Source organism: Kitasatospora sp. NPDC092948 (genome assembly GCF_044754805.1).
GTDB lineage: Bacteria > Actinomycetota > Actinomycetes > Streptomycetales > Streptomycetaceae > Kitasatospora.
In genome coordinates this window covers 1-25,164 of sequence record NZ_JBIVPU010000025.1, presented here as the reverse complement: position 1 = coordinate 25,164, position 25,164 = coordinate 1, and the positions used below count along the sequence as shown (strand labels likewise).

General features: G+C 67.6%; 13 protein-coding genes and 1 pseudogene. 7 read left to right on the top strand and 7 right to left on the bottom strand.

Annotation, left to right across the window (positions count from 1 at the left end; all coding sequences use genetic code 11):
• The first annotated feature begins 158 nt into the window (after positions 1-158).
• The gene (locus ACIQF6_RS35545) at positions 159-1,655 is read left to right on the top strand and encodes a hypothetical protein (protein ID WP_400902934.1); all 1,497 of its coding nucleotides are present in this window, start codon (positions 159-161) and stop codon (positions 1,653-1,655) included.
• Positions 1,656-1,848: 193 nt separating this feature from the next.
• On the opposite strand, the gene ACIQF6_RS35540 is transcribed toward ACIQF6_RS35545, so the two are convergent.
• Complete coding sequence (locus ACIQF6_RS35540) at positions 1,849-5,130, bottom strand: AAA domain-containing protein (protein WP_400902931.1); 3,282 nt, start codon at positions 5,128-5,130, stop codon at positions 1,849-1,851.
• 1,110 nt (positions 5,131-6,240) lie between these two features.
• Here ACIQF6_RS35540 and ACIQF6_RS35535 point away from each other — a divergent pair.
• The 3 genes from ACIQF6_RS35535 (at position 6,241) to ACIQF6_RS35525 (ending at position 9,064) form a co-directional block, all read left to right on the top strand.
• Complete coding sequence (locus ACIQF6_RS35535) at positions 6,241-7,149, top strand: hypothetical protein (RefSeq protein WP_400902928.1); 909 nt, start codon at positions 6,241-6,243, stop codon at positions 7,147-7,149.
• 658 nt (positions 7,150-7,807) lie between these two features.
• The gene (locus ACIQF6_RS35530) at positions 7,808-8,098 is read left to right on the top strand and encodes an Arm DNA-binding domain-containing protein (protein WP_400902925.1); all 291 of its coding nucleotides are present in this window, start codon (positions 7,808-7,810) and stop codon (positions 8,096-8,098) included.
• Between the two features lie 15 nt (positions 8,099-8,113).
• Positions 8,114-9,064, top strand: coding sequence for a tyrosine-type recombinase/integrase (locus tag ACIQF6_RS35525; RefSeq protein ID WP_400902922.1), 951 nt, complete (start codon positions 8,114-8,116; stop codon positions 9,062-9,064).
• A 287-nt stretch (positions 9,065-9,351) separates the two neighbouring features.
• Here ACIQF6_RS35525 and ACIQF6_RS35520 read toward each other — a convergent pair whose 3' ends face one another.
• From ACIQF6_RS35520 to ACIQF6_RS35500, 5 genes are all read right to left on the bottom strand, one after another.
• On the bottom strand, positions 9,352-9,564 hold the full coding sequence (locus ACIQF6_RS35520; protein ID WP_400902919.1) for a hypothetical protein: 213 nt from the start codon (positions 9,562-9,564) through the stop codon (positions 9,352-9,354).
• 3 nt (positions 9,565-9,567) lie between these two features.
• Complete coding sequence (locus ACIQF6_RS35515; protein ID WP_400902917.1) at positions 9,568-9,984, bottom strand: hypothetical protein; 417 nt, start codon at positions 9,982-9,984, stop codon at positions 9,568-9,570.
• A gap of 6 nt (positions 9,985-9,990) precedes the next feature.
• A complete protein-coding gene (locus ACIQF6_RS35510; protein WP_400902914.1) occupies positions 9,991-10,197 on the bottom strand; it encodes a hypothetical protein in 207 nt (68 codons plus the stop codon).
• 86 nt (positions 10,198-10,283) lie between these two features.
• Positions 10,284-11,077 (bottom strand): IS5 family transposase gene (locus tag ACIQF6_RS35505; protein ID WP_400902952.1). Its coding sequence is split into 2 segments (ribosomal slippage): positions 10,284-10,741 and positions 10,741-11,077, totalling 795 coding nucleotides; the frame shifts between segments, so codons are not numbered across the junction.
• 969 nt (positions 11,078-12,046) lie between these two features.
• Positions 12,047-19,057 (bottom strand): ricin-type beta-trefoil lectin domain protein, encoded by a 7,011-nt coding sequence (locus ACIQF6_RS35500; protein ID WP_400902911.1) that lies wholly within the window; start codon positions 19,055-19,057, stop codon positions 12,047-12,049.
• Between the two features lie 569 nt (positions 19,058-19,626).
• On the opposite strand from ACIQF6_RS35500, the gene ACIQF6_RS35495 reads away from it, so the two are divergent.
• Positions 19,627-23,040 carry a ricin-type beta-trefoil lectin domain protein gene (locus ACIQF6_RS35495; RefSeq protein ID WP_400902909.1) on the top strand — a complete coding sequence of 1,138 codons (3,414 nt, stop codon included), beginning with the start codon at positions 19,627-19,629 and terminating at the stop codon, positions 23,038-23,040.
• A 411-nt stretch (positions 23,041-23,451) separates the two neighbouring features.
• Here ACIQF6_RS35495 and ACIQF6_RS35490 read toward each other — a convergent pair whose 3' ends face one another.
• The gene (locus tag ACIQF6_RS35490; RefSeq protein ID WP_400902949.1) at positions 23,452-23,922 is read right to left on the bottom strand and encodes a methyltransferase domain-containing protein; all 471 of its coding nucleotides are present in this window, start codon (positions 23,920-23,922) and stop codon (positions 23,452-23,454) included.
• A gap of 737 nt (positions 23,923-24,659) precedes the next feature.
• On the opposite strand from ACIQF6_RS35490, the gene ACIQF6_RS35485 reads away from it, so the two are divergent.
• Positions 24,660-24,824, top strand: a complete 165-nt coding sequence (locus tag ACIQF6_RS35485; protein WP_400902906.1) for a hypothetical protein — start codon at positions 24,660-24,662, stop codon at positions 24,822-24,824.
• Between the two features lie 135 nt (positions 24,825-24,959).
• A pseudogene (locus ACIQF6_RS35480) lies at positions 24,960-25,164 on the top strand (hypothetical protein); the annotation flags it as partial.

Below are 25,164 nucleotides of genomic sequence, written 5' to 3'. Positions count from 1 at the left end.
TTCATCGGCCACTACCAGCGACGCAGCAACACTTTGCCTGGACGCCCGGGCGAGGCCGGGGCGGAACGGCCTTCAACGATCGGTTGACGGAGCCGGCACGAGGGGCGGAGCCGAGGGCTTGCGGGCCATGGTCCGGAGCGTTCTGGCAGGCTCCTTTCATGGCGATGATTCCTCCTACTGATGCCGCGGACTTCACCTTCTCGCTGGGCGACGCACTCGACATCCCGGTCCGCGTTCGTTCCGACGGAGATCTGGCGAAATGGGACCGCAGGAAGGCACCCAAGGCCGTACAGCCGTGGCCGACCAGTGGCGGGCTGCCGGTAGACGGCGAGTACCTGACGACGACCACCTGGCGTCAGCTCGTCACAGCGGCGGCCGGCGCGGGTCGCGACCTGGCGCCCTGGTTGCGCAAGACGCCGGCCTTCGCGGTCAACGAACTCATCGCCCGTGTTGCACCGCTGCAGGCGTACCTGTCCCTGAAGAACGTCCCGGCGCCCGCGGCCGCGGCGGGGCGTCGTCTGTTCGTGAACGCGGTCTACCGGCACGGCACCGAGCGCAGCGCCCACGCCGCCTTCGGCTACCACCTCGGCATGACGATGGCCCAGTGGCTGACTGTCGGCATGGCCGGGCTGCCGGCCACCGTCCACCTGGAGGCGTGTGGGATCACAGCGTTGACGGACCCGGCGAAGAAGCTCCCAGACCTCTACGGCAACCACGTGGCCGAGGGGCTGCCGTGGCTGATCGAGGCCAAAGCACGCAAGTCACTCGGCGGTCCCGGCATGCAGGGCGGGCAGCAGCAGTTGGACCTGGCTAGCGCGGAACTCGCCGTACCCCACCGGCAGGTGCTGTGCGGAACGGTCCTGCCGGAGCCGCGCCGATGGGCGGACGACCATCTGGTGATGATGGTGCACACCACTCTGGTCGACCCGTCCCCCGGCGGCGGCGTCCATTCCCTGCCGGATCCTCCGAGCAGCCCGGGAGCGCCCCCGCTGGACGAGTCCCCCGACGAGCTGCTGAGCATCGCACGGGACCAATTGCTCGTCTTCCGGGCGCTGGCGTTCGGCGCGGTGCAGGATCTGCGGATCGTGCCGCTGGCGGAGACGGGGACGGAGCCGACCGGGCGGTCGGGGCAAGTGGGCAGGACGAGGCCGCTTGAGCGGGACGCCGGTACCCGTGAGCTGCGCGGTCTGCTGCTGGACGAAGGGGTGCCCTACGAGCGGATCCGGCAGGAGCGGGGCCGGAATCTTCAGGAGTTCGTGGTGGGGCGCATTCCCGGCATCGGTGTCCACCTGGGTCTGTCGCGTGCTCTGTTCGCAGCCTGCGCCCGCCTGCACCAGGTACAGGCGGAAGTCCCCGCGGAGGAGCCCCTGTTCCCCGCAGACCCGTTCCTCACGCTGCGCGGGGAGGACGAGGTGCGTGAGGAGGTGAGCCGCGAGGCGCGGCGCACTTTCTACGAGCGTGAGGACGAAAGGCTGGTGACGGCCAAGCGGGAGATGGCCCGCGCGTATGCGGCCCAGGAGGTTCCGGTCGAACTCCTGCGCGGTGCTCGCCTCGCGGTGGAGCGGCCCGAAGCCAGCGGGCTGCTGGAAGCGAGGACGGCCGAGACATACGTGGCCGTCGAGCCTGCCGATCCGATTCTGTCGAAGCGCCGTTGACCCCAGCCGTTGCGGAGTCGGCGGGCCGGCGTCATACGGTGCGTGATCAGCAGGAGTCGGGCCGGCTCTGTGGTGTCCCCCGAGGAGCTGTTCCTCCCGTTCCGGCAGATCGCGCCGGTGCGCCCCGGTCCGTATCCGGTGCAAAATCACGTCGATCACCTGCCGGTGGGAGCGCCACCACCAGCACCCGGATTCAGCGGGTTCCCCGCTTGGGCCGAGAGGTCGTGAACCGGACGGGAGCGGTCCAGGCGCGGTCGCCCTTGCGGGCGGGGCAGGCTTTGTCATAGCAGCGCCAGTACCAGCCGGCTTTGCCTCGTCTGAGGTCGAGTTGGCCTCCTCGGCAGCCGGCGCATTTCGGAGGGCGGGCGAAGTCCTCGGCGTGCTCGTGGTCGAGGATCTTGCGGGCGAAGTGGGCGCCTCGCACGGTCAGCATGATCTCGCGGGAATGGCTCTGGGAGAGGGCGTTGAGGCTGCCGAGCAGGACGGTCCGCTCGTCGATGACGACGATCTTCTGGTGCATGACGTTGACAGGGATCACCGAGGGGGTGACGGCCTTGAGTTCGTCGAGGTACTCGGTGAAGCGCTGCTGGTTCTGGTCGCTCTGGTCGCGGACGAACACGGTGATCCGTACGCCGCGGCGTACGGCGTCCTCCAGGGCGGGGAGCAGGCTGCGTACGCGCTTCGCGACCCACGGGGTCCAGATCCACAGGGAGTGCTTGGCCTCGGCGATGTGGTCGGCGAAGGTCTTGTGGAAGGCGACTTCGTCTTGGACGTCGGCGATCTCCACGTGGCGGCTGAGGATGTCCGCGAGGCGGGCGCCGACGGGGCCGAGTCTGGGGGCCTGGGCGGTGAGCGGGGTGATGAGGTCGGCGGCCCGGATGGTGCGGACGGAGCCGGCGGCGAGGAGTTCGCGGACGGCGCCGAGGGCGGTGTCGCTGCGTGCGGCCGTGATGCGGCTGCGGCTGCCGATGAGGTAGAGGCGGTTCTGGACGCGGGTGGCGGCGACGTTGAACAGCCGCACGCCGTTGTTGACCCACTCTCCGGCCTCCGGTCGGCGTGCGGCTTGGGCCATCCACATGCCGCGGCCGTGCTGCTCCTCGACGAGGTCGAAGACGACGACGGGGAATTCGCGGCCTTGGAAGCGGTGGGCGGTGCCGACTTCGGCGAGCAGGCCGGAGTCGCCTTCGATGTCGCGCAGGGCCGCGAGTGTTGCTTCTGCCTGGGCTCCGTAGGGGGTGACGATGCCGGTGGTGTCTCCGTCGGCGCGGTGGAGTTCGACGAGGGTGCGGGCGAGGAGGAGTCCGGCCGGCCACCAGCCGCTGGCCTGTCCGAGGCGGTGGACCTGGGCGAGGCTGCCGAGTCCGTCGGTGTCGACGATGACGATCTCCGCGTCGTCGCCGTTCCTGGTGCGGGCGCGGGCTTGGACGGTGGGGCCGCCGGTGAGCAGACCGTCGTAGGCGAGGGTGTTGGCCAGGCGCATGACGTCCGGGCCGAAGCGGTGTTGGACGTCGAGGCTGATGCATCCCGGGTGGGCGTGGGCGGCGGCGGGGGTGGTGATGCGGCAGTGGTCGAAGACCTCGGTCAGCAGCCAGCGGCGGATGTCGGGGCGCTGGTTGCCCTTGAGTACCTCGGGCAGGACCGGGCCGAGCTGCATGAAGTCGCCGAGGAGGACGGCGGTGCTCTTGGCTTTCGCGACGGCAAGGAGGACTTCGGGCAGGGTGGCGGCGCCGACCTCGTCGACGAGGACGACGTCGTAGGGGCCTTCGAAGACGGTCGGGTTGGTGCGGAACCTGGCGAGGGTGGTGGCGACGAGGCGGGCTTCGCGGATGATGTGGCCCTGCGCGTCGCGGGCGAGGCGTTCGTACTGGTCGTGGAGTTCGCGGTGTTGCCGGAGCAGTGCGGGTTGCCGGGCGGTGTCGGCGGCGACCAGGGGCCGCAGGGTCTCGGCTTCGCGGTGGGTGGCGGGGTGCCCGCAGCGGTCGGCTTTCTTAACGTCGTCGGCAGCGGCCAGGGTGAGGCGCAGTTGCTCGTCGAGGTGGACGATGCGGGCGGCTGCGTCTTCCTCCTGTGCGCGGGCGTGCCGGAGGGCGGCGGCGGCCTGGTGCAGTTCGGCGTCGATGGCGGCGAGGTCGTCGCGGGTGAGCGGGGTCAACCGACTGAGCCGGGTGATGGCGGTGTGGGTCTGGAGCCGGTGGCGGTCGGCGAGGGCCCGGGCTTGTCTGGCTTGCTCAAGGGTGTCCTGCTGGCGTGCGCGGGCGGCGTCCCGATGCTTCTCGGCCGCGGCGATGGCCTGCCGGGCTTTGAGTCTGGCGAGGCCCTTCCTCGATTCGAGTGCGTCCAGGGCCTGTTGTGCTTCGGCCAGGTTCTGGCGGGCGAGGAGGTCGCGGGCCTCGGCGCTGGTCGCGGCCTCCTCGACCTCGGCCGCTTCGGCCTCCAGTGCATCGATCTGCGCCCAGGCCGTGCGGTGGACAGCAGTGTCGATGCTTCGCCGGGCGGCTTGCTCGGCTCGGTCTTGGACCTGGGCGAGGAGGGGTTGCAGTTCCCGGTGCCGGTCGGAGTGGGCGGCGAGTTGCGCGGTGAGGTGTTCGGCTGCGAATGCCGGGGCGTCCAGGCGCCGGCGCTGCCGGGTGTAGTGGTCGGCATCGAAGCCCGCCAGGCGCGCGGTGAGGGCGGCGAGTTGCCGGGCGCGCTGCTGCAGGGCGCTGAGTTCGGCGGCCACGCTCTCGCGCTGCCCGTCGATGGCGGCGAGCTTGGCGCGGACCATGAGTGGCAGGCACACCTGGGGGTCGTCGGCGATCTGCTTGAGGTGGGGCGGGCCGACGCGGACGAGCTGCCCGGGAGAGTGCCGTTGTTCCTTGACGACGCCGAGCAGGGCGTTGTCGACGGCGATGTTGGTCGCCGACACCAGGAGCACGCGCTTTCCGGCGGCGACGAGGTCGCTGATGGCGCGTTTGAGGACGGAGGTCTTGCCCGTGCCGGGCGGCCCCCACACTAGCCACAGTCCCGTGCCAAGGCAGGCCCGGTAGGCGAGGTCCTGGGCGGGCAGGAGGACTCCTTGCGGCAGGCCGTGCGGGGAGAGGCGGCCGCCGGGTTCACCGCGGGCGAGGAGGCCGGCGAGTCCGTCGTCGGTGAGTCCGGCGATGCCGTCGCGGAGGGCTTTGGTCAGGAACGTCGCCGGTTGCTGGTAGAGCCACAGGCACGGGTCCGCGGGCTCGGCGAAGTCGGGGACGCGCACGCGCAGAGCGGTGCCGTCGTGCGTGACGTCCAGGACGGGGTGGCCGTCCTCGACGGTGTTCTCGTCCGGTTCCGCGAGACGCAGGCTGTCGCTCTGCAACTGGTCGGCGTTGATGTTCAGGCCGCGGACGTCGACCGCGTACTCCCCCGGCCCGGCGACAACGGCCCGGCCGAGGATGCGCCACTGGGCCTTGCGTCCGGCTCCGCCCTCCAGGGCGAGCCAGGAGTCGAGCGCCGTCACCGTTTCCTCGCGCCAGCCCACAGTCTCCCCCAGAAGGCGTCCCCAACGGCCTCTGTCCTACCACCGGGGACCGTTCGTCGGAGGAGTAACGCCGAGATCCGGTCCCGTGACGCTGGATGGACGGCCGCGTGGAGTGCGGAACCGGCCAGTTCCGGCCAGCGCAGCCGGCCACCGCCCGACGCCAGCACCGGCCACCGGCAGGGCACGACTCGCACTGCCACAGGTCCACACTGGGCTGTGCGTCCACCGGAACTCCGGAAAGAGGACGTCATGCATGGTACCGGAACGGTCTACAAGCGATGCGGCTGCCGCAGGGCCCCTCACACCGGCCGACAGGTCGGGAAGCTCTGCCCGGACCTCCACAGGCGCGGCCACGGCTCCTGGTATCTCGCGATGCCGCGCCCGGCGACCGTGGGCCGCCAGCAGATGGAGCGGTACCATGTGCCGCTGCCCGGCCAGGAGCTGCTGTGTGAAGTGACCAACGAAGTCTTCCAGCGGGCGTTCAACACGATCGTCCGCCAGCACCACACTGCGATGAACATTCCCTCTCCGACTTGCACAGACGTGCCTCACGCACCGCCCCGTACGAGCTGCCGCCGTACCCAATTCACGGCGAACCCTCAGGGCGCGGATCACGACTCTGCGCGGGGTCGGCGGCCCAGGACGCCAAGGTACGTTGCGAGCCCTCCAGGACTGATTCGCCGCGCACCAGCCCCGCCTCGTGGAAGAACGCACGAGCGGCACCGTCCACCCGGAGGACCGCCGGCCGCCGCAGTGCCGTCATCGAGCACATCCGCCAGCTCCTGGAGTCCGGAGGCGACCTCCACGTCGCCTCCACCCAGATGATCGAAGCCGGCGTCGACCTCGACTCCCCCTGTGTGTTTCGTGCCTGGGCACCCGCAGAGTCCCTGCAGCAGGCCACCGTGACGAGGGCGCCGTCGTCGTGTTCGTCGTGTTCAAGGTCCACGACGCCTGACAGCCCTGTGCCAGGGCCAACACCGCCGCGCGCCACCGCCGCCCACATCGGCCCGGACCTCGCCCGACCCGACAACCTCGACAAGTACTACCCGCTGCGCTACGCCCTCCAAGGCAGCGGCCCCAGCGGCATGGGTGCCCATCGACACCCTGCGCACCCAACTCGACTTCCCCGCCGTCGACGACGTTTTTCGCATGATCGACGACACCCTCAATCGGCCCGCCGTCATCATCCGCGACGAATCCCACCGCGCCGCCGTCGAAGCCGACATCGCCGACGAGCGGACCATCTGGACCGCGGCCCAGGCCGTCCGCTTCCTCCGCTACTGCCGCTCCGTCGACCCCGACTTCGCGGACCTGATCGAGCTGATCATCTGCACCGGCCTACGCAGAGGCGAAGCCCTCGCCCTGCACTGGGACGACATCCACCTCGACCAGGACACCCTCGACGTCCGCTGGACCCTCTCCGCGATCGACAACAACAAACTCGTCATGACCAGCCCGAAGACCAAGAAGAGCCGCGACTGGGTCGCCATCTCACCCCGGCTCCGCACAACCCTCACTCGACGCCAGGACCAGCGACGGAACACCTCGACCACGACCCGCAAGCCCCCCGGCAGCGGGCTCGTCTTCCACCGCGTCGACGGCGTCCGCTCCACCCCGAGTACGTCCTCAACCACTTCCACTACCTCGCCCGCCACGCCGACGTCCCCTGCTGCGGCGTCCACGACCTGCGCCACCTCGCCGTCCCCCTGGCACTCACCGAAGGCGTCGACCTGGTCATCGTCTCCAAGACCGCACTCCACTCCACGATCTCCACCACCGCCAATATCTACGGCCACCTCACGAAGGCCGCCGCCCGCAAAGCCGTCGACGCCATCGCCACCGCCCTCGACCGCGAAGAGAAACGCCACGACCACCCCACGACCACCCCACGACCACCCCACGACCACCAGCCCACCCGCCCACCCGCCCACCCACCCGGCAACGCCCAACCCGCAGCGCCCAGTACGGGAAAGCGGCATGAAACCGAGTCAGAGCTGAGGGAGGAACAGCGGCCGATCTACGACCACCCAACGACCACCAACGGAAAAGGCCGCTCCCACCATCCGGTGGAAACGGCCTCTGACCTGCGAAAAGCAAGTCGGGACGACAGGATTTGAACCTGCGATCCCTTGACCCCCCGTCAAGTGCGCTTACTACCTTGCCGGTTGGCCGCCTACTCGACGGGTCCCGATCGGGCGGCCAACTCCTCTCCCTCAAGGCAGAGTTGATCCCAAACGATTGCTCGCGCTGTTCGCTCGACCTGACGGAGGCCCAGGTGTTACCTCGGCCAGATATGTCCAACTCCGTCCACATGCGTCCACCAGCGGCCAAAACAGCTGGTCCCAAAGTGGTCCCAACGCCCAGCGACAGCAGTGGACACACTGAGTAACGGGGCTCCAGGTGCCACTCGCCGCACACCGATGACGTAGCTCGAAGCAGCAGCCTGCAGGGTCGCCTGCAGCGGGGAATCCGGGGCGGATCAGAGCCGCATACCCGCCGACTACGTGCCGTGATCTTCCAAGCGGCGTGTCGTCCTGTGCGTGTTGCCACAGCGCAGCCGTGGCGTGCTTCGTGCCCTGCTGTGCACGCTCTCCCGACACGCCGAACATGCCAGCGAACCTTGTTGCCGGAGAATACCGAGTGCAAGGAGGTGCTTATGGGACAGCGTCCACAGCGGGGAAGGGTGTACCGGCGGTGCGGCTGCTCGGACGGCAACAGCAAGCAACTGGGTCCGTGGTGCCCGCAGCTGGCCGCGGACGTGAGGCACGGCAGGTGGACGTACTGTGTCGACCTCACCCCCGAAGAAGGGCGCCGCCGCACCCGCCGACGGGGCGGGTTCGCCACCCGGGTCGAGGCCGCGCGGGAGATGGCGGCGGTCCTCGACGGCGAACTGCGCGGGGTCTACGAGAACCGCCGCACCACAGTCGCGAGCTTCCTGCGCGAGTGACTGGTCCTGCAGAAGGTGCGCCTGGCGCCGAACACGTACGCGGGCTACCAGGCATGCGTGGAGCGCGACCTGATCCCGGCATTCGGCCACCCCCGGCTCCTAGACCTGCGACCCAAGCACATCGACGAATGGACCACCGCCCAACTCAACGCCGGCCAGGGCAAAGTCGCCGTCTCCCGCACCGCCTCCACCCTGCGCAACGCGCTGAACGCCGCCGTACGCTCCTGGCGCCTGCACTACAACCCCGCCAAGCACTCCGTCCCACCCAAGCCCCGTGCCGCGGAACGCACTTGCTGGACACCCGCGGAGGCCGCCGCATTCCTGCACCACAACAAGGAGCAGTACGCGGATCAGCTGACCGATCTGTTCGAGGTCATGCTCGGCACCGGCATGCGCCGCGGCGAAGCCCTCGCCCTTCACTGGTCCGACGTCCATCTCATGGACCGCAAACTCTTCGTCCGGTGGACCCTCGGCGCCATCGATAACGGCGAACTCACCTTCGGACAACCGAAGACCGAGGCCAGCCGCGCATGGATCAGCCTGTCCCTCAGAGTCACCGCCGCCCTCCACCGACACGCCGCCATTCAGATGGCCACCCACCCCGACGGCCGACTCGAAGGACTCGTCTTCGCCCGCCCCACTGGGGACCCACTGCGGCCCCAGTGGGCCCTCGACCAACTCCGCAAACGCACAGCAGAGATCAGCCTCCCCATCATCGGCCGGCACGACCTGCGCCACACAGCCGCCAGCATCATGATCGCCGAAGGCATCCCCCTCGCCATCGTCTCCAAGACCCTCCGCCACTCCACCCTCGCCACCACCATCAACCTCTACGGCCACCTCTTCAAAGACTCCGCCGACCAAGCCGTCACAGCGCTCGCCCAAGCCCTCGACCGCGCCGAGCTCAGCCGACCGCGCTTCCGCAAGGACGAAGACGGCGAGAACCCCATGCCCGTGGCGGCGTAACCCGCACTCTGGCCGTGCTGCGGCAACGATAGGTCGCCGAGAAGGCCGATCTGTGGCAGGTCGCCCAGGGGGGCCGGCCGCAGATCGACAAGGGCGACACGTCCACCTTCACCCCGGCACTGGGGATCGACGAGGTCCAGACCTTCGCCGAAATCACCCCCACCAGCTGGATCCAGCACTGACGACGGCGGTCCCCGACACGAGGGGCTGGCGCGGTGCGCAGGTCCCAAAAGTCCAGGTGCTCTGCGCAGCTCCAATCAGAACTGGCAGACTCACGGACAGCGGTGCTACTTCGCCTGCGGGGTAACGACCGACACCAGCGCCGGCACCAGCACGCTGGCAAGTGCGATGGCGGGCAGGGCGGCGATACTTGGTGGGATCCCGAACCTGGACGCCGCCCACGTCCCGGCCACAGCCAGTACCGCCACCACTGCGGCCACAGCGACCAGACGGGTCAACGACAAGAGCGAAGACAGCAACCATGTGGTGTAGTCCCGCACCGGCTAGAGGTCCTTGAGCTCTTCCTCCGGCAGCAGCGCGCCAACTCGGCCAGCGACGTAGTTGTCAGCTATCTGCATCACGAGAGAGACGATCTCCTTGGCGGCGCCCTCCGCATCAACGTCGAGCCCGGCCTCCGCCGCCCGCAGTCGCGCTGCAACGAGCCGGGCATGGGCCCTCAGTTGAGAACCCTGGGGGGAGAACCGCGGCACCATACCCCGCTGGCGGTACATCTTGAGGACGTACTTCTCGGCGTAGCGCATCAACGGCGGAATCCCTGCGAGGTGGTCCGGGCGACTCCGCGATCCGGCTGCCAGCACCGCCGCGCACCCGGTGACGACATCTTCGAGGCTTTCAACCGGCACGAACTTTCCGATGATGCCGAGCCATCCCAGGCTGGTGCTGCTGATGAATATGTACATGAAGATCTAGCCGAGGACGGCCACCGCGATGACCAGGAAGAGACCTCGCCTGACCGGAACAGCGGGCGGGAAGGACAGCCGGGCAAGCCGTATCGAGCCCCTCGACAAGCCCATGGCGCCGAGCAGCAGCACCATGGCACCCAACAGGTTCCAGCCGTACTTGCGCCAGCCGTAGGCTCGCCGCCACGCCGCCCGGCGCATCGATATCGGCATCGGCCCGGTGAGACCGGCACGCTGGAGCGATCGCGCCAGCTGCTCAGCCTGCTCGCACGTCGCCTCTGCGCGCCGGTTAAGAGGAGCTAACACAAAGCTCGGACGCGCCTGTAGGTGATCACGCAGCAGGCCAGTTTGAGGAACGCCTCGTGGATGTCGTCACGTATGTCCCAGCGGATCCGCAGGCGGCGGAAGCCATGGATCCAGGCGTTCGTGCGCTCGACTACCCAGCGGACGGTTCCAAGTCCGGAGCCGTGTGGCACTCCTCGGCGGGCGATGACCGGTTTGATGCCGCGCTTCCACAGCAGGCGGCGGTACTTGTCGTAGTCGTATCCCCGGTCGGCGAACAGCTGTCTGGGCCGGTGGCGAGGCCGGCCTCGCGTACCGCGGATGCGCGGGATCGCGTCCAGCAGCGGCAGCAGCTGGGTGACGTCGTGGCGGTTGCCGCCGGTCAGCGTGATGGCGAGCGGGGTGCCGTGCGCGTCGGTGATGACGTGGTGCTTGGAGCCCGGCCGAGCGCGGTCGACCGGGCTCGGGCCTGTTTTGGGCCGCCCCGACGGGCCTGGCGGTGAGAGCCGTCGATCACCGCCCGAGACCAGTCCAGCTTCCCGGCGCGGTGCAGCTCGGTCAGCAGCACCTGGTGAAGCCGGTCCCAGACGCCGGCCTCGTGCCAGTCCCGGAGCCGACGCCAACACGTCATTCCCGAGCCGAAGCCCAGCTCCTGCGGCAGCCATTCCCATTGGATCCCGGTGTGCAACACGAACAGGATCCCCTGCAGGCAGCCCCGATCATCCAGCGGCAGGCGCCCCGGATTACGTGACCGGCGCTGCCGAACCGGCAGCAACGGCTCGATACGCGACCACAGGTCATCCGGCACCATCCACGGCGGGCCCTTCAGCTTTCCCACGGATGGACCAACGAGCGGACAGACGAGGAGACATGGTCACGCGACGGCTTTGTGTTAGCTCCTCTAAGTGCGCCAGACGTCGGCCGACCTTGGAATGGCATCACAGATCGCCGCGAAAATCGTGGATTCAATGCCAATCGCCCGATGTAACCCAGGGATCGGCAATCCCATTTACCCGGCGTCCAAAATGCCCCGATTCGCCATATCCGAAAACCGCTAGAGGCGGCCTTCCTGTTTCCAGGAAAACCGCCTCTGACCTGTGACGTTACCGCCGGGACGACAGGATTTGAACCTGCGACCCCTTTACCCCCAGCGGCGCGTCACTCTGAGTTTCCTCTCTATACTCAGAGTAGTTCAAGAAGTAGAGGTAGCTACCCCGCCGTCCGCGGAAGCTGAGCGTCATACGCAAGGCGTCCAACTCTGTTCATGAGCCGGCGCTGGCATGCACAGCCGGATTCACTGCCCAGAAACAGATCTCCCCCAATGCGGCATTGAGATAGAACTCCCCTGAGTCGGAGTTGCCCAGCATGGTTTCGTCAAAAGCCTTGGAATGTGTCCACCCCGCAGCCTGAAGGCTCGGGTCCAGGCTCGACGGAACCTTTCCGGTCCCCGCTGGCTCCCAGTTCCCGGCCTGGGTGGCGGCAGGAAACCGCGCCGACGAATACCAGACGACCCCGAAGATCTTGTAGACCGAGGGCCCGGGAACACGGTCACCCTGGCCCCCTAGGACTTCCGCGGTCCAACGAGTCCGATCGAAGTTCCCGAGCCCGGGAAATCTCTTCTCGATCGGCGCCCGATCCTCTCGCGCCGACTGTGAGGCCCCCGGGCTCCGCGGAGGGCCGTTCGGGTCCACCGCCGCCGGCGACCCGCACCCGGCCGCAACCGATACGGCCATTGCAGCGGCGAGCAGACCTCGCAAGCCGGCCATGGATCGAGCGGAACTCATCGCGCAGTCTCCCCCATCGCCAGCGTCGATCCGACCTGCCCACGCGTCCAAGACATATCGAGCGTCACCTGTCCGAAGGTCATGAAGGGCTTGGCCCAGCCGAGCGTGGCGAACCTTCCGTTCACATCATCCGGGGTATTGCTCGCAATGTCGTGCATGCCCCGGTTGAAATCGTACCTGTCCTGTGCGTGGACCGTGGCGTGTATGCCGATCGTGTCCCCATCCACCATGACGGTGGCGCTGATCCAGACGTGGTGGTCACCGATGGCCTTTTGCCAGTTCTCTGTGCCGGGGTAGTGCTTATTCCCCGTCATGCTCGCAGGGTCACCGATGATATCGAACGATCCATGAGACACGGAGTCCGCCAGGTACTCGGCCCACTGTCGGGCGCTGGCGACCTCTCCGTCCACGAATGCGCGGATGCCCGGGTCCTCTCGATACGCCTTCGTGTAGTCGAGGTCGAAGTCGGTTCCGCTGCCATCGAGGTAGTGGAGGTACGCCTTCGAGGCATCATACAGATCGCAGATCCGAGCCAGGCTGCAGTTCGCTGCAAGTGATCCCTTCGCAAGCCACTCGGCATAGCGTGCATAGTCACCCTGAGTCGCTGTTACCGAAGGCTCGTAGGGGAAATCGTCCGTGTACTGGATGGAATCGTTCCTTCGAGAAGTCGGCTTTCCGATCCGGTAGCTTCCGTGCGAGGGCCGCTGAGGAGAGTAGGCAGGAGAGTCTTTGTAGCCGGGCTTTGACTTGACCTCGTTGACGGCCTGCTGGAGCTGCGCGGTCGTGCCGGCCGAGGTACCCGTCTCAGGGTCGTAAGCCATCTTGCCACTGGGGTCGCTGAGGTTGACGGGGTTGCCGTCACCGTAGGCGTAGCCGTTCCACTGTTGGGGGTGGGTCGTGTTCAGCAGGGGGTCGGGGCTGAGGAAGCGTCCTGTCGTGGGTTGGTATTCGCGGGCCCCAAGGTTGGTGAGGCCAGTCGCGTCGTCCTTGGTACCGCCGACGAAGCCGTGGTCGCCTGCCCATGTGGTGGGTTGGGTGCCGCGCGGGTTGCCGAACGGGTCGGTCGGGCGGCGGGTTTCTGTGAGGGTGGTGCCGTCCAAGGCGAGGTTGCCGGTGCCGTGGTGGTCGCTGATCTGGTAGGTGGCGGTGGTGCCTTGCCGGACAAGGGTCAGGCCGCCGGGCATCTGGTAGGTGCGGGTGGCCGTGGTGGTCTTGGCAGCGGTGTCGTAGGTGAGTTCGTCGGCCCCGAGGAAGATGGTGGTCTTGCCGGGGTTGTGTCGGACGAGTTGGTTGCCGGCGACGTCGTAGACGTAGCTGGTGGAGTTGTCGGGGACGGTCCATTTCTGGCCGGCCGGGACGGTGGTGGTCCCGCAGGTGGCGACGACCGTGGCAGTGCCAGCAGTGCTGACATCACCGGGAACAGCCAGGCACAGGTTGGTGCCGGCGTTGAGGATGGTGCCGTTCGCCTGCGGGGTCCAGGTCTGCACGGCGTTGCCGCTGCAGGGCTGAAGCTGCACCGCGGAGCCCGAGGCTGTGCCCGTTGCGGTCAGACACTTGCCCATGATCTTGAGCAGGTTGCCGGTGGTGGCGAACTTCTGGGCACCGATGGAGGAGCAGGTGTTGATCTCCGCAGGGGTGTTGTCAGCACTGCTACTGCCCCGCATGTAGAGGCACTTGCCGCCGATGCCCTGGATCTGGACCGCGGGCTTGTCGGTTTGGAGCTTGCCTTCTGCGTTCCAGGTGTAGTTGGTGATGCCCTGGCTGTAGACGTCCTGGGTCGAGGTGTTGCCCGCCGCGTCGTAGGTGCTGGTGTTCAGCGCACTGGTGGTGCCTGTGACGGCGGTGGAGGAGGTCAGCGCGTGCGGACCGCCCTTGCTGTTGCCGGAGTTGACGGCGCCAGCGGGGGTGAAGGTCTGAGTGGTGACGGTGTCCTTGGCCCTGTCCCCGCTTGGGTCGTGCTGGGTGAGGCTCTCGCGGTTGCCCGTCAGGTCGTAGGTGTAGTCCTGCCAGTACGGGACGCTGCCGCCGACGGTGTTCTTCGCCGGGGCGACAGCTCCACTGGTGGGCGTGGCATTGGCGCAGGCGCCGCGGCCGCCGACCGTCGGGTTGGGGAGGAGGTTGAGCGCGCCGGTGTCGGTCCAGGCAGTGGTCAGCCGGCCGAGGTAGTCGTAGCCGAAGCATTGCAGATCTGTGGACGCCGGAAGGTTGTCCGGGATGCTGCGGATCGCCGTGATCTGTCCTGCGGCGTTGTAGGCGTAGGTGTTCTGCTGGACCGCACCGGTGGATGCGGTCTGCTTGTCGACGAATTGCTGGAGTTGACGGCCCGTCGACTCGTCGTAGGTGTTGGTGACGACGATCTGGCTTCCCCACGGGTTCACTGTGGAGCGAATGTTTCGCCCGTAGGCATCCCAGTCCGAGGACAGGTCGTACGTCGAGCCGCCGAACGCTCCGAAGGTGCTCAGCGGACCGTTGTCGTCGTACGTGTAGGTAACCGTCTCTTCGGCGATGTCACCGACCTTGGAGCGCTTGTCAGCGGTCAACGCTCCGGTGATCGGGTCGTAGATGGCTTCGTAGGTGTAGGTAAACGGTGTCACTCCCTGGCCGATCTCGGTACCAGGGATCGTCGTTGTCGTCTTTGTGGTGTGGTAGGCGGTGTCGTACGCCAGGATGGACATGGTGTAGGCGGCGCCTGATGCCCCGTTGACGTAACGGGTCGAGGTGGACGGCTGGCCGTTGACGACGGTGTCGTAGGTGGAGGCGGTCAGCTGGTTGGCCGGGCTGACTGTGCCGGAGTACGTTCCGGTCACGCGCCCGAGGAGGTCGTAGGTGTAGGCGATGGTCTGGTTGCGCGCGTCTGTGGCCGAGGACAGGTGGCCGGCTGCGTCGTAGACCTTGGTGCTGCTTCCGGTGTCCGGGTCGACGGACGTGGTCTCGCGGCCCCGGGCGTCGTAGGTGTGAAGCCAGGTGTTGCCGGCCGCGTCCCTCCACGTGGCAGGACGGCCTTCTGCCGTGTAGGTGTAGCTGGTGATGTCGGCATCGGCCGGGTTCCCGGTGGCGGTGGCGGTCCGATACTGCCACAGCTGGGTGGTCTGTCCGCGTGCGTCGGTGAGCGTGGTGCTGGGAGTGGCACCGGTCGGCGGCGTCACGTCCGTTCGATCCATGCCTGGGTACGACGTGGTGGTGGTGCTCTGAACGGTTCCGTAGGCGACGAACTCGCTTGCCACCGGACGGCCGAGACCGTCGTAGACGGTGTGCGTCTGCGCCGGGACCTCCTGCGTGGTGGTCTCGTAGCGCGTGGTTCCGGGAGCGGCGGCGTCGTTGTACCAGCTCGGGTTGGACCGGATCACCTGACCGCGGGAATCGTAGACCGTGTCGGTGATCATCCGTCCGTGGTAGGCGGACTCCGCAGGACTGGACTGAGTCTGTACGACTTGGCCCAGGCCGTTCATGATCTGAATCGCAGTGGAGTACGAGCCGTTGGAACGGAGTGTGGAGGTGGTGGTCGTGGGGGGCACGACCTGTCCGGCGACGACGCCGAGGGTGGTGTATGCGAAGGTCTGGCTGGCGCTCAGGTTCGTGGCGCGCCCGGGCAGCCAGACGTTGGTCAGGCGGCCGAGTGCGTCGTGAGCCTGGGTGGTGCTGCGTCCGTTGGGGTCCGTCACTGTTATTGGCAGCCCACGTGCCATGTCCAGTGTGGTTGTCGTGGTTCGACCGGTGTTCACGTCACTGGCGCCTGCTGGGGCAGGGGTGGTGACGGTCGTGCGGTTCGGCAGCTCGCCGGCCTGTGGTGCCGTGTAGGACGTCGTGACGGTGGCACCGTTCGGGTGTGCACTGTCGGTGTTGGTCGGGTCCGTGACACTGGAGGGTCGGCCGTAGTTGTCGAACGCGGTGGTCGTGGTGCTGAACTGCGCGGTGCCCGTGTTGTCGAAGTGGTCGAGTGTCAGTGCCGATGTGGGGTTGTGGGCAGTGCCGAGTTGACCCCAGGGGAGGTTGTCGTAGTAAGTCCGGGTCCAGGAGCTGGTATTGGCAGCGGTCGGTAGGGCCGTACACGCGTCCGAGCCGTTGACTGTGATGGTCTCCGACGGCAGCGAGAGGACCTGAGGATCAGAGCCTGCGGCATATTTGGTCCGGGCGCAGACGTCCGGCAACCCGTCGGCCGTGCTCAGCGAGGTGCTGACACGGTTACCGTGGTCAGAGTCCGTCGTAGTGATGGTGCTCGTGGCTCGCCAAGTACCGTCCGCCTTCAGCGCCTTGGAGGTACTGGTCGAACTGGTGGCCGCGTATTGGGCGAGCAGTGGCGGCAAGTTGCCCCTTATGTGGGTGGCCGTGACGACGGGGTTGGTGCTGGCGTTCACAGTGAAGGCCGTGATGGTGCCGCCGGCCTGGGTGTAGGCGTCGGATTCCAGGAGTTGGCCGGACAGCCAGTCGGAGTCGGTGGTCTGTCCACTCATCGGGCCGGCCACCGAGGCACTACGGGTGGTGCCGTTGCTGAGCAGGTCGCCGTCCATGCCTTGGTAGTAGGTCGCCTTCGCCTGTGCCTGGGGGCCGTCCTTGCCGTCTCCGGTGACTGTCGTGACAGAGGCGTAGCCGCGGAACTGGTCCCAGGTGCGAGCCTCTTCGTCGGTCTGGGGAGAGTCGTTGCGGTGCCAAGCGGCGGAACCGTAACTGTAGGTAGTGGTGATCGGGGTCGCCCCCTTGATGCCCGGGTTGACGGTCACCGTGTTGACCGGGTAGTTCAGAAACCAGTCGTCGACCGGAGATGCGCCCGCCGTGGCGCCCGGCGGGTTCCACTTGACGTTGTAGCAGGACGACTTATCGCTGTCGGCCGAGGCCGGCATGACCTTGTCGACGCGGGAGCACGCGGCCTGCTTGTAGTCCACGGCGATGGTGCCGCCGGTCTCGGTGGTGATGAGCTGGATGCGCGGCCGGTAGTAGGCGGGAGGGGCAGGCACCAGATCGGTGCCGTCGACACGGTTCCGAAGCAGTACGGAGTCGAACGACACCGGGGGCAGATCGAGGGAGCCACCGGTTGCCTGGGGATCCTGGCCGGTCCGCCGGATGCTCGCCAGCCACGGAACCCGGGTGTTCTCGGTGGGGTTCTGCACGTCAAGGAACACGTGATTCAGTGCGTACGAGTCCACTGCCTGGTAGGCGCCGTTGACCCGGACCTTGGTGGTGATGTTGGCCAGCCACTTGCTGGTCCAGAACGTCGGCCCGTAATTGGTGCACGGGCCGGTGGCGCTGCACTGCTGGTCCAGTGGGACGTCCGGCCAGTTAATGGCGTTCGCGCTGGACCGGTTCGCCGGGTCACACGCGGATGCGGAGGTGACACAGCGTTCGGCGACGTTGAATACGATCTTTGCTGCGGGGTTGTACGAGCCGCTGGCCTTCAACTGGTCCGACAGGAGCTGGCCGTATCCGATCGATGAGAGCACGCCGGCGCGGGTGTAGGAGGTGTTGGTGCCGGTGCCGCCGTTCTGGCCGCCACCTCGGGCGTAGAAGTTCGTCTCGGGCATGTAGCTGTAGGTGGTCAGGATGCCGTGCGGGTCAACGACGTAGTCCAGGTTCCACCGCCATCCCATCTGGCACCACGATGCGTTCCCCTTCGCGGAGCTGTAACAGGGGTCGCCCGGGTTCGGCGAATATACCGGGACGGTCCACGCCGATCCGGCGTCGGTCCCGAGGGTGGTCGGGTTGCCGTTGGCGTCTGGAACGTGGTTCAGGCCGAAGTAGTACACGGTGCCGCCGGTATCGGTGACCTTGATGAACGAGCCGTTCCAGGTTCCATTGGTGGCACCCGTCAGGAACTGGACCTTTGTACCGTCGTCACCCTTGAGCCGCCAGGTGCAGTCCGACTGCTCCATCCCCGCAGGTGCACCAGTGGCGCAGGATTCGTCGTTCGGAACCAGCTCGCCCGAGCGACCGCCCAGTGCCAGGGTCAGGTTCGCGCCTGCCCAGCACTCGTCGCCCGAACCGGCGATTCCGCCCTTCGAACAGGACTTGAACGAGCGCTCCACGAAGCCTGCTTGGTAATCCCAGCCGTCGCCGATCCACGATGCCTGGGAGTTCGTAGAGGAAGTCTTGCCGTCCACGGATGACGAGTTGTACGAAAGACCCACCTGCGGTGCAGTACCGCCCAGTGCTGGCGGCACCTCGATGGGGGTGCTGAAGGTGAATGCACCTGACGAGTTACCGGCATTCCAGGCTTGCGAGGGGCTCAGCGACGTTGCCGAGTAGGTGCCCGCGCCGCTGGACGAGCCGGAGACCACACCGACCGTGGTCCCCGGAGGCGTGTCCGCAAGCGCCCTAGCACTGCTGCGCGTCGCACGAGTGCTTTCGGGCAGCGCGATATCGGCGGTGATCTTCTTTGTCGAGGGGTCGTACTGCGAGTCCAGCGGCGTCTGCTCCAGGCAGCCCGCAACCTGGGGTGACGTCACCGCACAGTCCGGCAGGAGTACCAGACGGGCGCGTGAAGCCCAGTTCCCGCCGAACGCGGCATCAAGGCTTGACACGTCGATCGCGAGCCGAACGTCGCCCGCGTCGCCCATGGCGGGGCGCGACAACGTCATCGCCAGACCGGATATGCCGGCTGCTGCGGCGGACTTGGCATCCGCGACGTCAATCTGCACTGTCTGTCCGGCGACGGGCGATCCCGCCACGGGTGCCAACGACACCGGAAGCCTTGCGGCTGCGGTCTCGCGGCCGACTGCCGGGCGCTCACCTGCAGCCAGCGGTCGTGCTTCAGGCGCCGAGCCCAGGCGTACCGAATCACGGCCGCTCTGAATCGGATGGGCAGCCACTGGCGGCTTCCACACCGGTGGTACCGGGTATTTGGGCTTGGCGACTTCGGCCGGAGCAACGTCCTTGCCGTTTACCGACGCTGTCCTCGGCAACGCGGTGTTGGGCGGTGACCACTTGCGCGAGTAGTCCGGGCCGTCCGCCGCAACGGCCACTGATACGGGTACGAGCAGCGATCCGATCACTGCGGCGGCGGTGACTGTCGCCACCCGCCGCCTTGCCTGCCCCAGGGCACTATCAGAAGCGCCCGATCTCCTTATCAAAGACAAGGTAAAGAATCCCCTCCTGATTGGGCGTCAACTCACCCCCGTCGTGGGCGAGAACTGGCGGATCGTAGCGGCTTCGACGGCCGCAGGTGCAGTGCCTTGCAGCTACCCAGGGAAGTGACGCATCTCACGCTCGGGCGATAGCGGTGCCCCTCCCCATAATTCGGACACCGCGGTCCGCTAGCTGCTTGCTTTTTGCCGAGAGAGACCGTGAGCGTTGCCCTGACCTTCGCTGTCGTGCGCGAGGCCTTTCACTTTCCGAGGGGATTCCTTTGTACAGACGCCGTTCTCGCGGTGCGTCACACCGGGTGGTGACCGCAACTGCGGCCGCCGCCGTCCTCGCCGCCCTCACTTGCCCGGCGGCTTTCGCCGATGCCTCGTCAACTCTTCCTTCCCAGACGGAGATTGACGCCGCCACTGCATTGCGCTCCCAGGAGCGTCCGCTGGCGAACGAGACCGACACTGCCCTCGCTCAGGCGAAGGCCACAGGCCAGAATGTGTCGATCGGGTCGTTGACCACCGAGTTCAGCGAAACGGCGGCCACACCAAACGGCCACCTCCTGCTGACCAGTCACGCCGAGCAGCAGCGGACCAAGAAAGGCGAGGCATGGGCCGCGTTGGACGCGGGCCTGGCGGCGAACTCGGACGGGACGTACTCGCCGCGGGTGTCGGCTTCCTCGCTCGTACTTTCCAAGGGCGGAAGCGGCCCGTTGGCGACGATGACAAGCACGGACGGCAAGAAGCTGTCGCTGACTGCACCGTTCCTGCTTCCGGCCCCCACTGTTGATGGAGACAGCCTGCTGTATCCATTGGTCGCACCGGACACCGACCTGAAGGTGACCGCGACCAAGGCCGGCGGTCTGACCACCGTGCTGATCCTGAAGACGAAAGCGGCGGCAGCCGATCCGGCCGTGAAGAACCTGCACTTCGCCACGGCCGTCGACGGGGTCACGCTGGAGGCCGACCAGGGCGGCAACCTGGCTGCCAAGGGAGCTGACGGCCAGGCTCGTTGGACCGCGCCAACCCCGCAAATGTGGGACAGCACCGCGCCCACTGTCGTACCGGTGGGCATGCAGTCCAAGGCTGCCGCGGGTGGCACCGTCCAGGGCGCGGACCTCGAACGGCTCCGCGAGTACAGCGACGCCTCCGGGCCGGGGCGCGCGGCGAAGGTCGCCACCATGCCGGTGACTGCAGGCGCCAACGGCGTTGACCTGACGCCCGACCAGGATCTGATCACGCACGGCACCGCGCCGTTCTACGTGGATCCCGCGTGGGTGCCATGGGCACAGCCGGCGAACGCCTGGACCTGGGTGCAGTCGGCGTACCCCGGCACCTCGAACTGGAAGCGGACTGGCGGCAACGACTCCGATCACCCCGGTGTTGGAGTGTGCGCCTACTACCCGAACGGTGGCAGCTGCAGCCCTGCCGACAAGTACCGGTCGTTCTACCAGTTCGACATCAACCCGATCTACGGGGCCGTCGTTCACTACGCAACGATGAACATGGAGGAGTACGTCTCCGCCGACTGGACATGCGGCAACACCTACCCCCTAAACCTCTATCTGACCAGTGCCATCTCCAGCGATACCACCTGGAGCAACCAGCCGTGGCAGGTCGGCGGCTCGCTCGGCAGCAAGTCGATCGGAGGCTCCGGGCACACCGGCTGCTACAACAATGTGCCTTTCAGCTACGACATCACCGGCACGCTGCAGCAGTACACCAACAACGGGCAGCTGACGTTTGGCCTGTACGGCGACGAGAGCAACCAGTACGCCTTCAAGCGGTTCACCTACCAGCCCTCGCTGTCCATCGAGTACGACCGCACCCCCAACGTCCCCACCGACCCGGGGGTTCGGCCGGTCCCGAAAACGGTGAATCCATCGCAGACAACCCAGTCCTGCGGCGACGGAGTCTCCACCCACTGGGCGTGGCTCGGCGCGGGCAGTGATCAGAACGGCGCGGTGACCCTCAATGCGACGATCTCCAGCCTGACGCAGGGCACGCTCTACAGCTGGTCGCACATCTGGGACTACAACCTGCCCGGTGTCCCCGATGTTGACGGCGGATATTCCCCCGAGGTGCCCAACGGGTGGAATGCGCCCTTCACCGTCAAGCAAGGCGTGATCAAGGACGGCCACGCGTACGGCTACAGCATCATGGCCAGCGACCAGCTGCCAGGCGTGCCGTGGTCCAGCTCCACCCCGACCTGCTATTTCAAGGTCGACCTGACCCCGCCGACCATCTCCTTCCCGGCCACCGTCGCCGACACCAGCAAGCAGTTCCCGCCATCCGGCAACGGCCAGGCTCCGAAGATCTACGCGGGCCAGAGCGGCGCGATCCCGATCACCGTCTCCGACCCCAACCCGTCCGGCCTCTACACCTCGGGCCCGGCCTGCCTGCGCTGGAGCTGGGACCCACAACTCGCTGACGCCGCCTGGCAGTGCGGCTCGACGATGCCGACCTCGCAGATCCAGGTGACCCCCGGCCGCTGGGGCACCAACGTGCTGTACGTGCAGGCCGAGGACAACGCGGGCAACCTGTCGCCCATCGGCCAATATTCCTTCTACGTCCCGTGGAACCCGAACAGCCCCGCCCCCGTGTTCGGCGACGTCAACGGCGACGCGGTGCCCGACATCGTCACCACCGACCCGAACGGCGACCTGCGCGCCTACAGCATCCCCGCCACCTCCGTGACCGCCCCGCTCGCTGCCCGCAAGGCCAGCTCCCCCGACGGCGACTCCTGGGCGAACTACACCGTCACCCACCGCGGCAGCCTGCGCGGCGGAATGAACATCGACGACCTTCTCGTCCACAAGGCCGGCGACGCCAACCTCTACTTCTACAAGAACCCCGGAAACACCGGCGTCGCCGGCGTCTTCGACAGCCACGTCACGCTCGCCAAGCCGTCCTGCGACCCGGCCCTGACCGACTGCACCGGCTACCGCTCCGCCGACTGGTCGACCACGCTGGCGATCTCCGCCAGCGGCGACCCCACCACCACCGGCCTGGACCCCTCAAAGAAATTCCTCAACCGCACCGGCCTGTTCACCATCGAGACCGAACCCGGCGGCGACGGCGCCCTGTGGTTCTACCCGACAGTCGGCGACGCCCGCTTCGGCTCGCCCACCAAGCTCGCCGCCACCGGCTGGAAGAACCGCGACCTGCTCTCCCCCGGCGACTGGGCCGGCCAGGGCCACCCCGGCCTGTGGTCCCGCGACCGAGGCAGCGGCGACCTGCGCGGCCAGACCTTCACCACCGGCACCGTCACCGTCACCGACCCGTTCGGCGGCTCCGTCGCCTACCCGACCATCAAAACCCTCGCCACCGACACCTCGATCGGCAACGTCGCAACCGCCGGCTGGCCGGTCCTCGGCTCCAACGGCGACCTCACCGGCATCGGCTCGCCCACCCTTTGGGGAGTGACCCCCAACGGCATCCTGCAGACCTGGACCGGGCACTCCACCACGGCCGCGCCGTACTTCACCTGGACCACGGGCCACACCAACGTGGTCAGCCTCTACGGGCAGGCAGCCCCGATCGCCTTCGCTGCCCCCGGCGGTACGTGCATGGATGTGAGCCGCGCCGACCCGACACCGGGCACCGCCGTCCAGCTCTGGGGTTGCACCACCACCAGTGCGCAGTCCTGGTCCTTCCAGGCCGACGGCTCGGTGCGCGCCCTCGGCGGCTGCCTGGACGCCACCGGGGGCAACACCGCCAACGGCACCCAGCTGCTGCTCTGGACCTGCGTCAGCGGCGCGGGCAACCAGATCTTCCTGCCCCGCCCGGACGGCTCCCTCTACAACCCCTACTCCGGCCGCTGCGTGGACGTGCCCAACGGCACCACCACCAACGGCGCCCGACTGCAACTATGGGACTGCACCGGCGGCGCCACCCAGAAGTGGACACTGCCGGTTCGCAGCAGCTGACGCACCACACCGGAGCGCCGGTCCGCCACCAGTCAGTGGCAGGCCGGCGCTCCGGCATTATGTCCAGAATCCGGCACTGGACGCACCAGAGCTGTCCTGGTCCGATCATGAACAACCCACGCTGGCGCTCGACACGACGGCCCCGCTCAACACCACCGTGAGGGCACTGTGCGCCTTCGCGGCCGCCGTCCTCGCGAACGCTTCCCCATAGACACTGGTCAAGCAGTTGGGAGATGTGGCATCGAACCGGCCCGCACGGGAGCCGTCTGCCGGCCGTCGTTCGAGGCTGCCCCATGGCCGCTGCGGCTGCTCCTCGCCTTCTCCGCCACCGCGATGAACGCCAGCTCGGAGAAGTAGAAGCCGCCCAGCCGGTCCACCTCGCGCACCGAGGTGTACCAAGCCTCGACCTCTTCAGGAGCGACCGCGCCACGACCGTGCCTGGCCGCTGACAGCAGAGACTTCCGGGCCTGGCCAACCCGATCCTGCGTGTGCCCCCGTGAACTCGGTCAACCACGCCAGCAACGGCTCGACGCCGACGAGCTCCAGCGAGCTGCGGGCGAGGAGCAGCCCGAGCTTGCGGCCGATCCTGCCGTCCGCGTGATCCATCCAGCTCTGCGCGTCGTCCGCGAACGCGTGGCACACCCGCCGGTCGAGATCGGTGTCCGCGCCTGCGACGACGATCGAGTCGAAGTCGACGTGTGCGATGACCGCCCGCCCGCCAGGCCGGAGGATTCGTGCCACCTCGGCCAGCATCTCATGCGGGTTCGGCAGGCACTCGATGGTGTTGTACGACAGGACGACGTCCACGCTCTCGTCGGAACACGGGAGAGGATCGCGCAGATCCGCAACAATCGTCGCTGTCGACCCCTTGTGGCCTGCCAGAGCCGCGGGCCTGGCGCAGCGACTCCGCCGAACGGCCGATCCCGATGCGCGAAGCCTGCGGCGCTATCCGGCTGACAGCCCGCAGCGTCGGTCCCGCACCGCAGCCGAGATCGACAACAACCTGGTCGGGTTCCTGCGGGCGGGCAAGTTCCGCAAGACGCGCGTGGATCGGCTCGGCGCTGTCGGACACGGCGCAGGCCTCCTCTCCGGTTCGCGCCAGAGCCCGAGATGGCGGCACCAAGAGTTCGGATTTGCACCATATGACATGCTTCGAGATGCCTCATCCTGAGAAGGGAACCCGCCCCACGGCTGGCTTCTTCGAGCCACCGGCCACTCCAGCAGCACATCCCGCCGGGCGAAGAACACCCAGCCCACAGTCGATGCCGCAGCCACATGCCGCCCCGAGTGCCTCCTGGAGTCGGCCGAGAACGCCGCCGCTGGTAGCCGACGAGCCCCGGCGTTCGCGGGCCGAACCTGCCCATTGCGCAGGTCGGAACCTCTCATCCGGCGGTCACTCGAGCACGATGGTCTCCGCGATCCACTCGCACCGCTGGTCTCAGCCGAACCCGCCGAGGAGCCCGCAACCCGGGCTCAACCGCCCCTGCCCACGGGGGAGTCTCGCCCTCTCTCGGCCGTCGGCGCCCGTCAGCTGCACGATCCAGAGCCATTCTGACGGTGCGTCAGAATGGCTCGGTGCCCAGCGGCGTTGCCGAGCAGATCACCGTAGGTACGGCTTCATGACCCGCTACAGCATCGACCCCGAACAGCACGAGCTGATCGCGACTTGGGGAACGGGCGAGGGTGATCTCGCCTCTCGTATCGCCGCCGTCCCGGCCGGCACGGACACGGCCTTGCTGATGCGCTTGGCCCGTGCCCTCACCCACCTGTCCGAGGCGGCATAACATACCTATACCCACCCGGCCAGCGCCGCCGCCTCCCAGGAGCCCAACTCCGAGGGCTGGCGTCGCGCGGACGAGCGCAAGGCGTTCGACGAGGTCCCCGGCGCCATCACCCGGCCCAACCTCCCCCAGGACGGCATGCTCGACATCGAGTACAGCCCCCTGGTCGAATCCGCCCACCGCGCCGGCCGCGGCAAGGTCACCGTGTACCGCATCATGGCGACCCTCTCCAGCACGCTGACCAGCGCCGTCAACGGCGACCGCCTGTCCCGCAACATCGCCAAACCCCCACTGCTGCCCCGGCCCGCCTCAGCACCCCGACGCATGCGGACCGAAGCCCAGA

Excerpts from the sequence above, each read along its gene's own strand:
- ACIQF6_RS35515 (WP_400902917.1), bottom strand. The coding sequence starts at position 9,984 with ATGTACATATTCATCAGCAGCACCAGCCTGGGATGGCTCGGCATCATC.
- ACIQF6_RS35545 (WP_400902934.1), top strand. The coding sequence starts at position 159 with ATGGCGATGATTCCTCCTACTGATGCCGCGGACTTCACCTTCTCGCTG.
- ACIQF6_RS35530 (WP_400902925.1), top strand. The coding sequence starts at position 7,808 with ATGGGACAGCGTCCACAGCGGGGAAGGGTGTACCGGCGGTGCGGCTGC.
- ACIQF6_RS35485 (WP_400902906.1), top strand. The coding sequence starts at position 24,660 with ATGACCCGCTACAGCATCGACCCCGAACAGCACGAGCTGATCGCGACT.
- ACIQF6_RS35510 (WP_400902914.1), bottom strand. The coding sequence starts at position 10,197 with ATGCCGATATCGATGCGCCGGGCGGCGTGGCGGCGAGCCTACGGCTGG.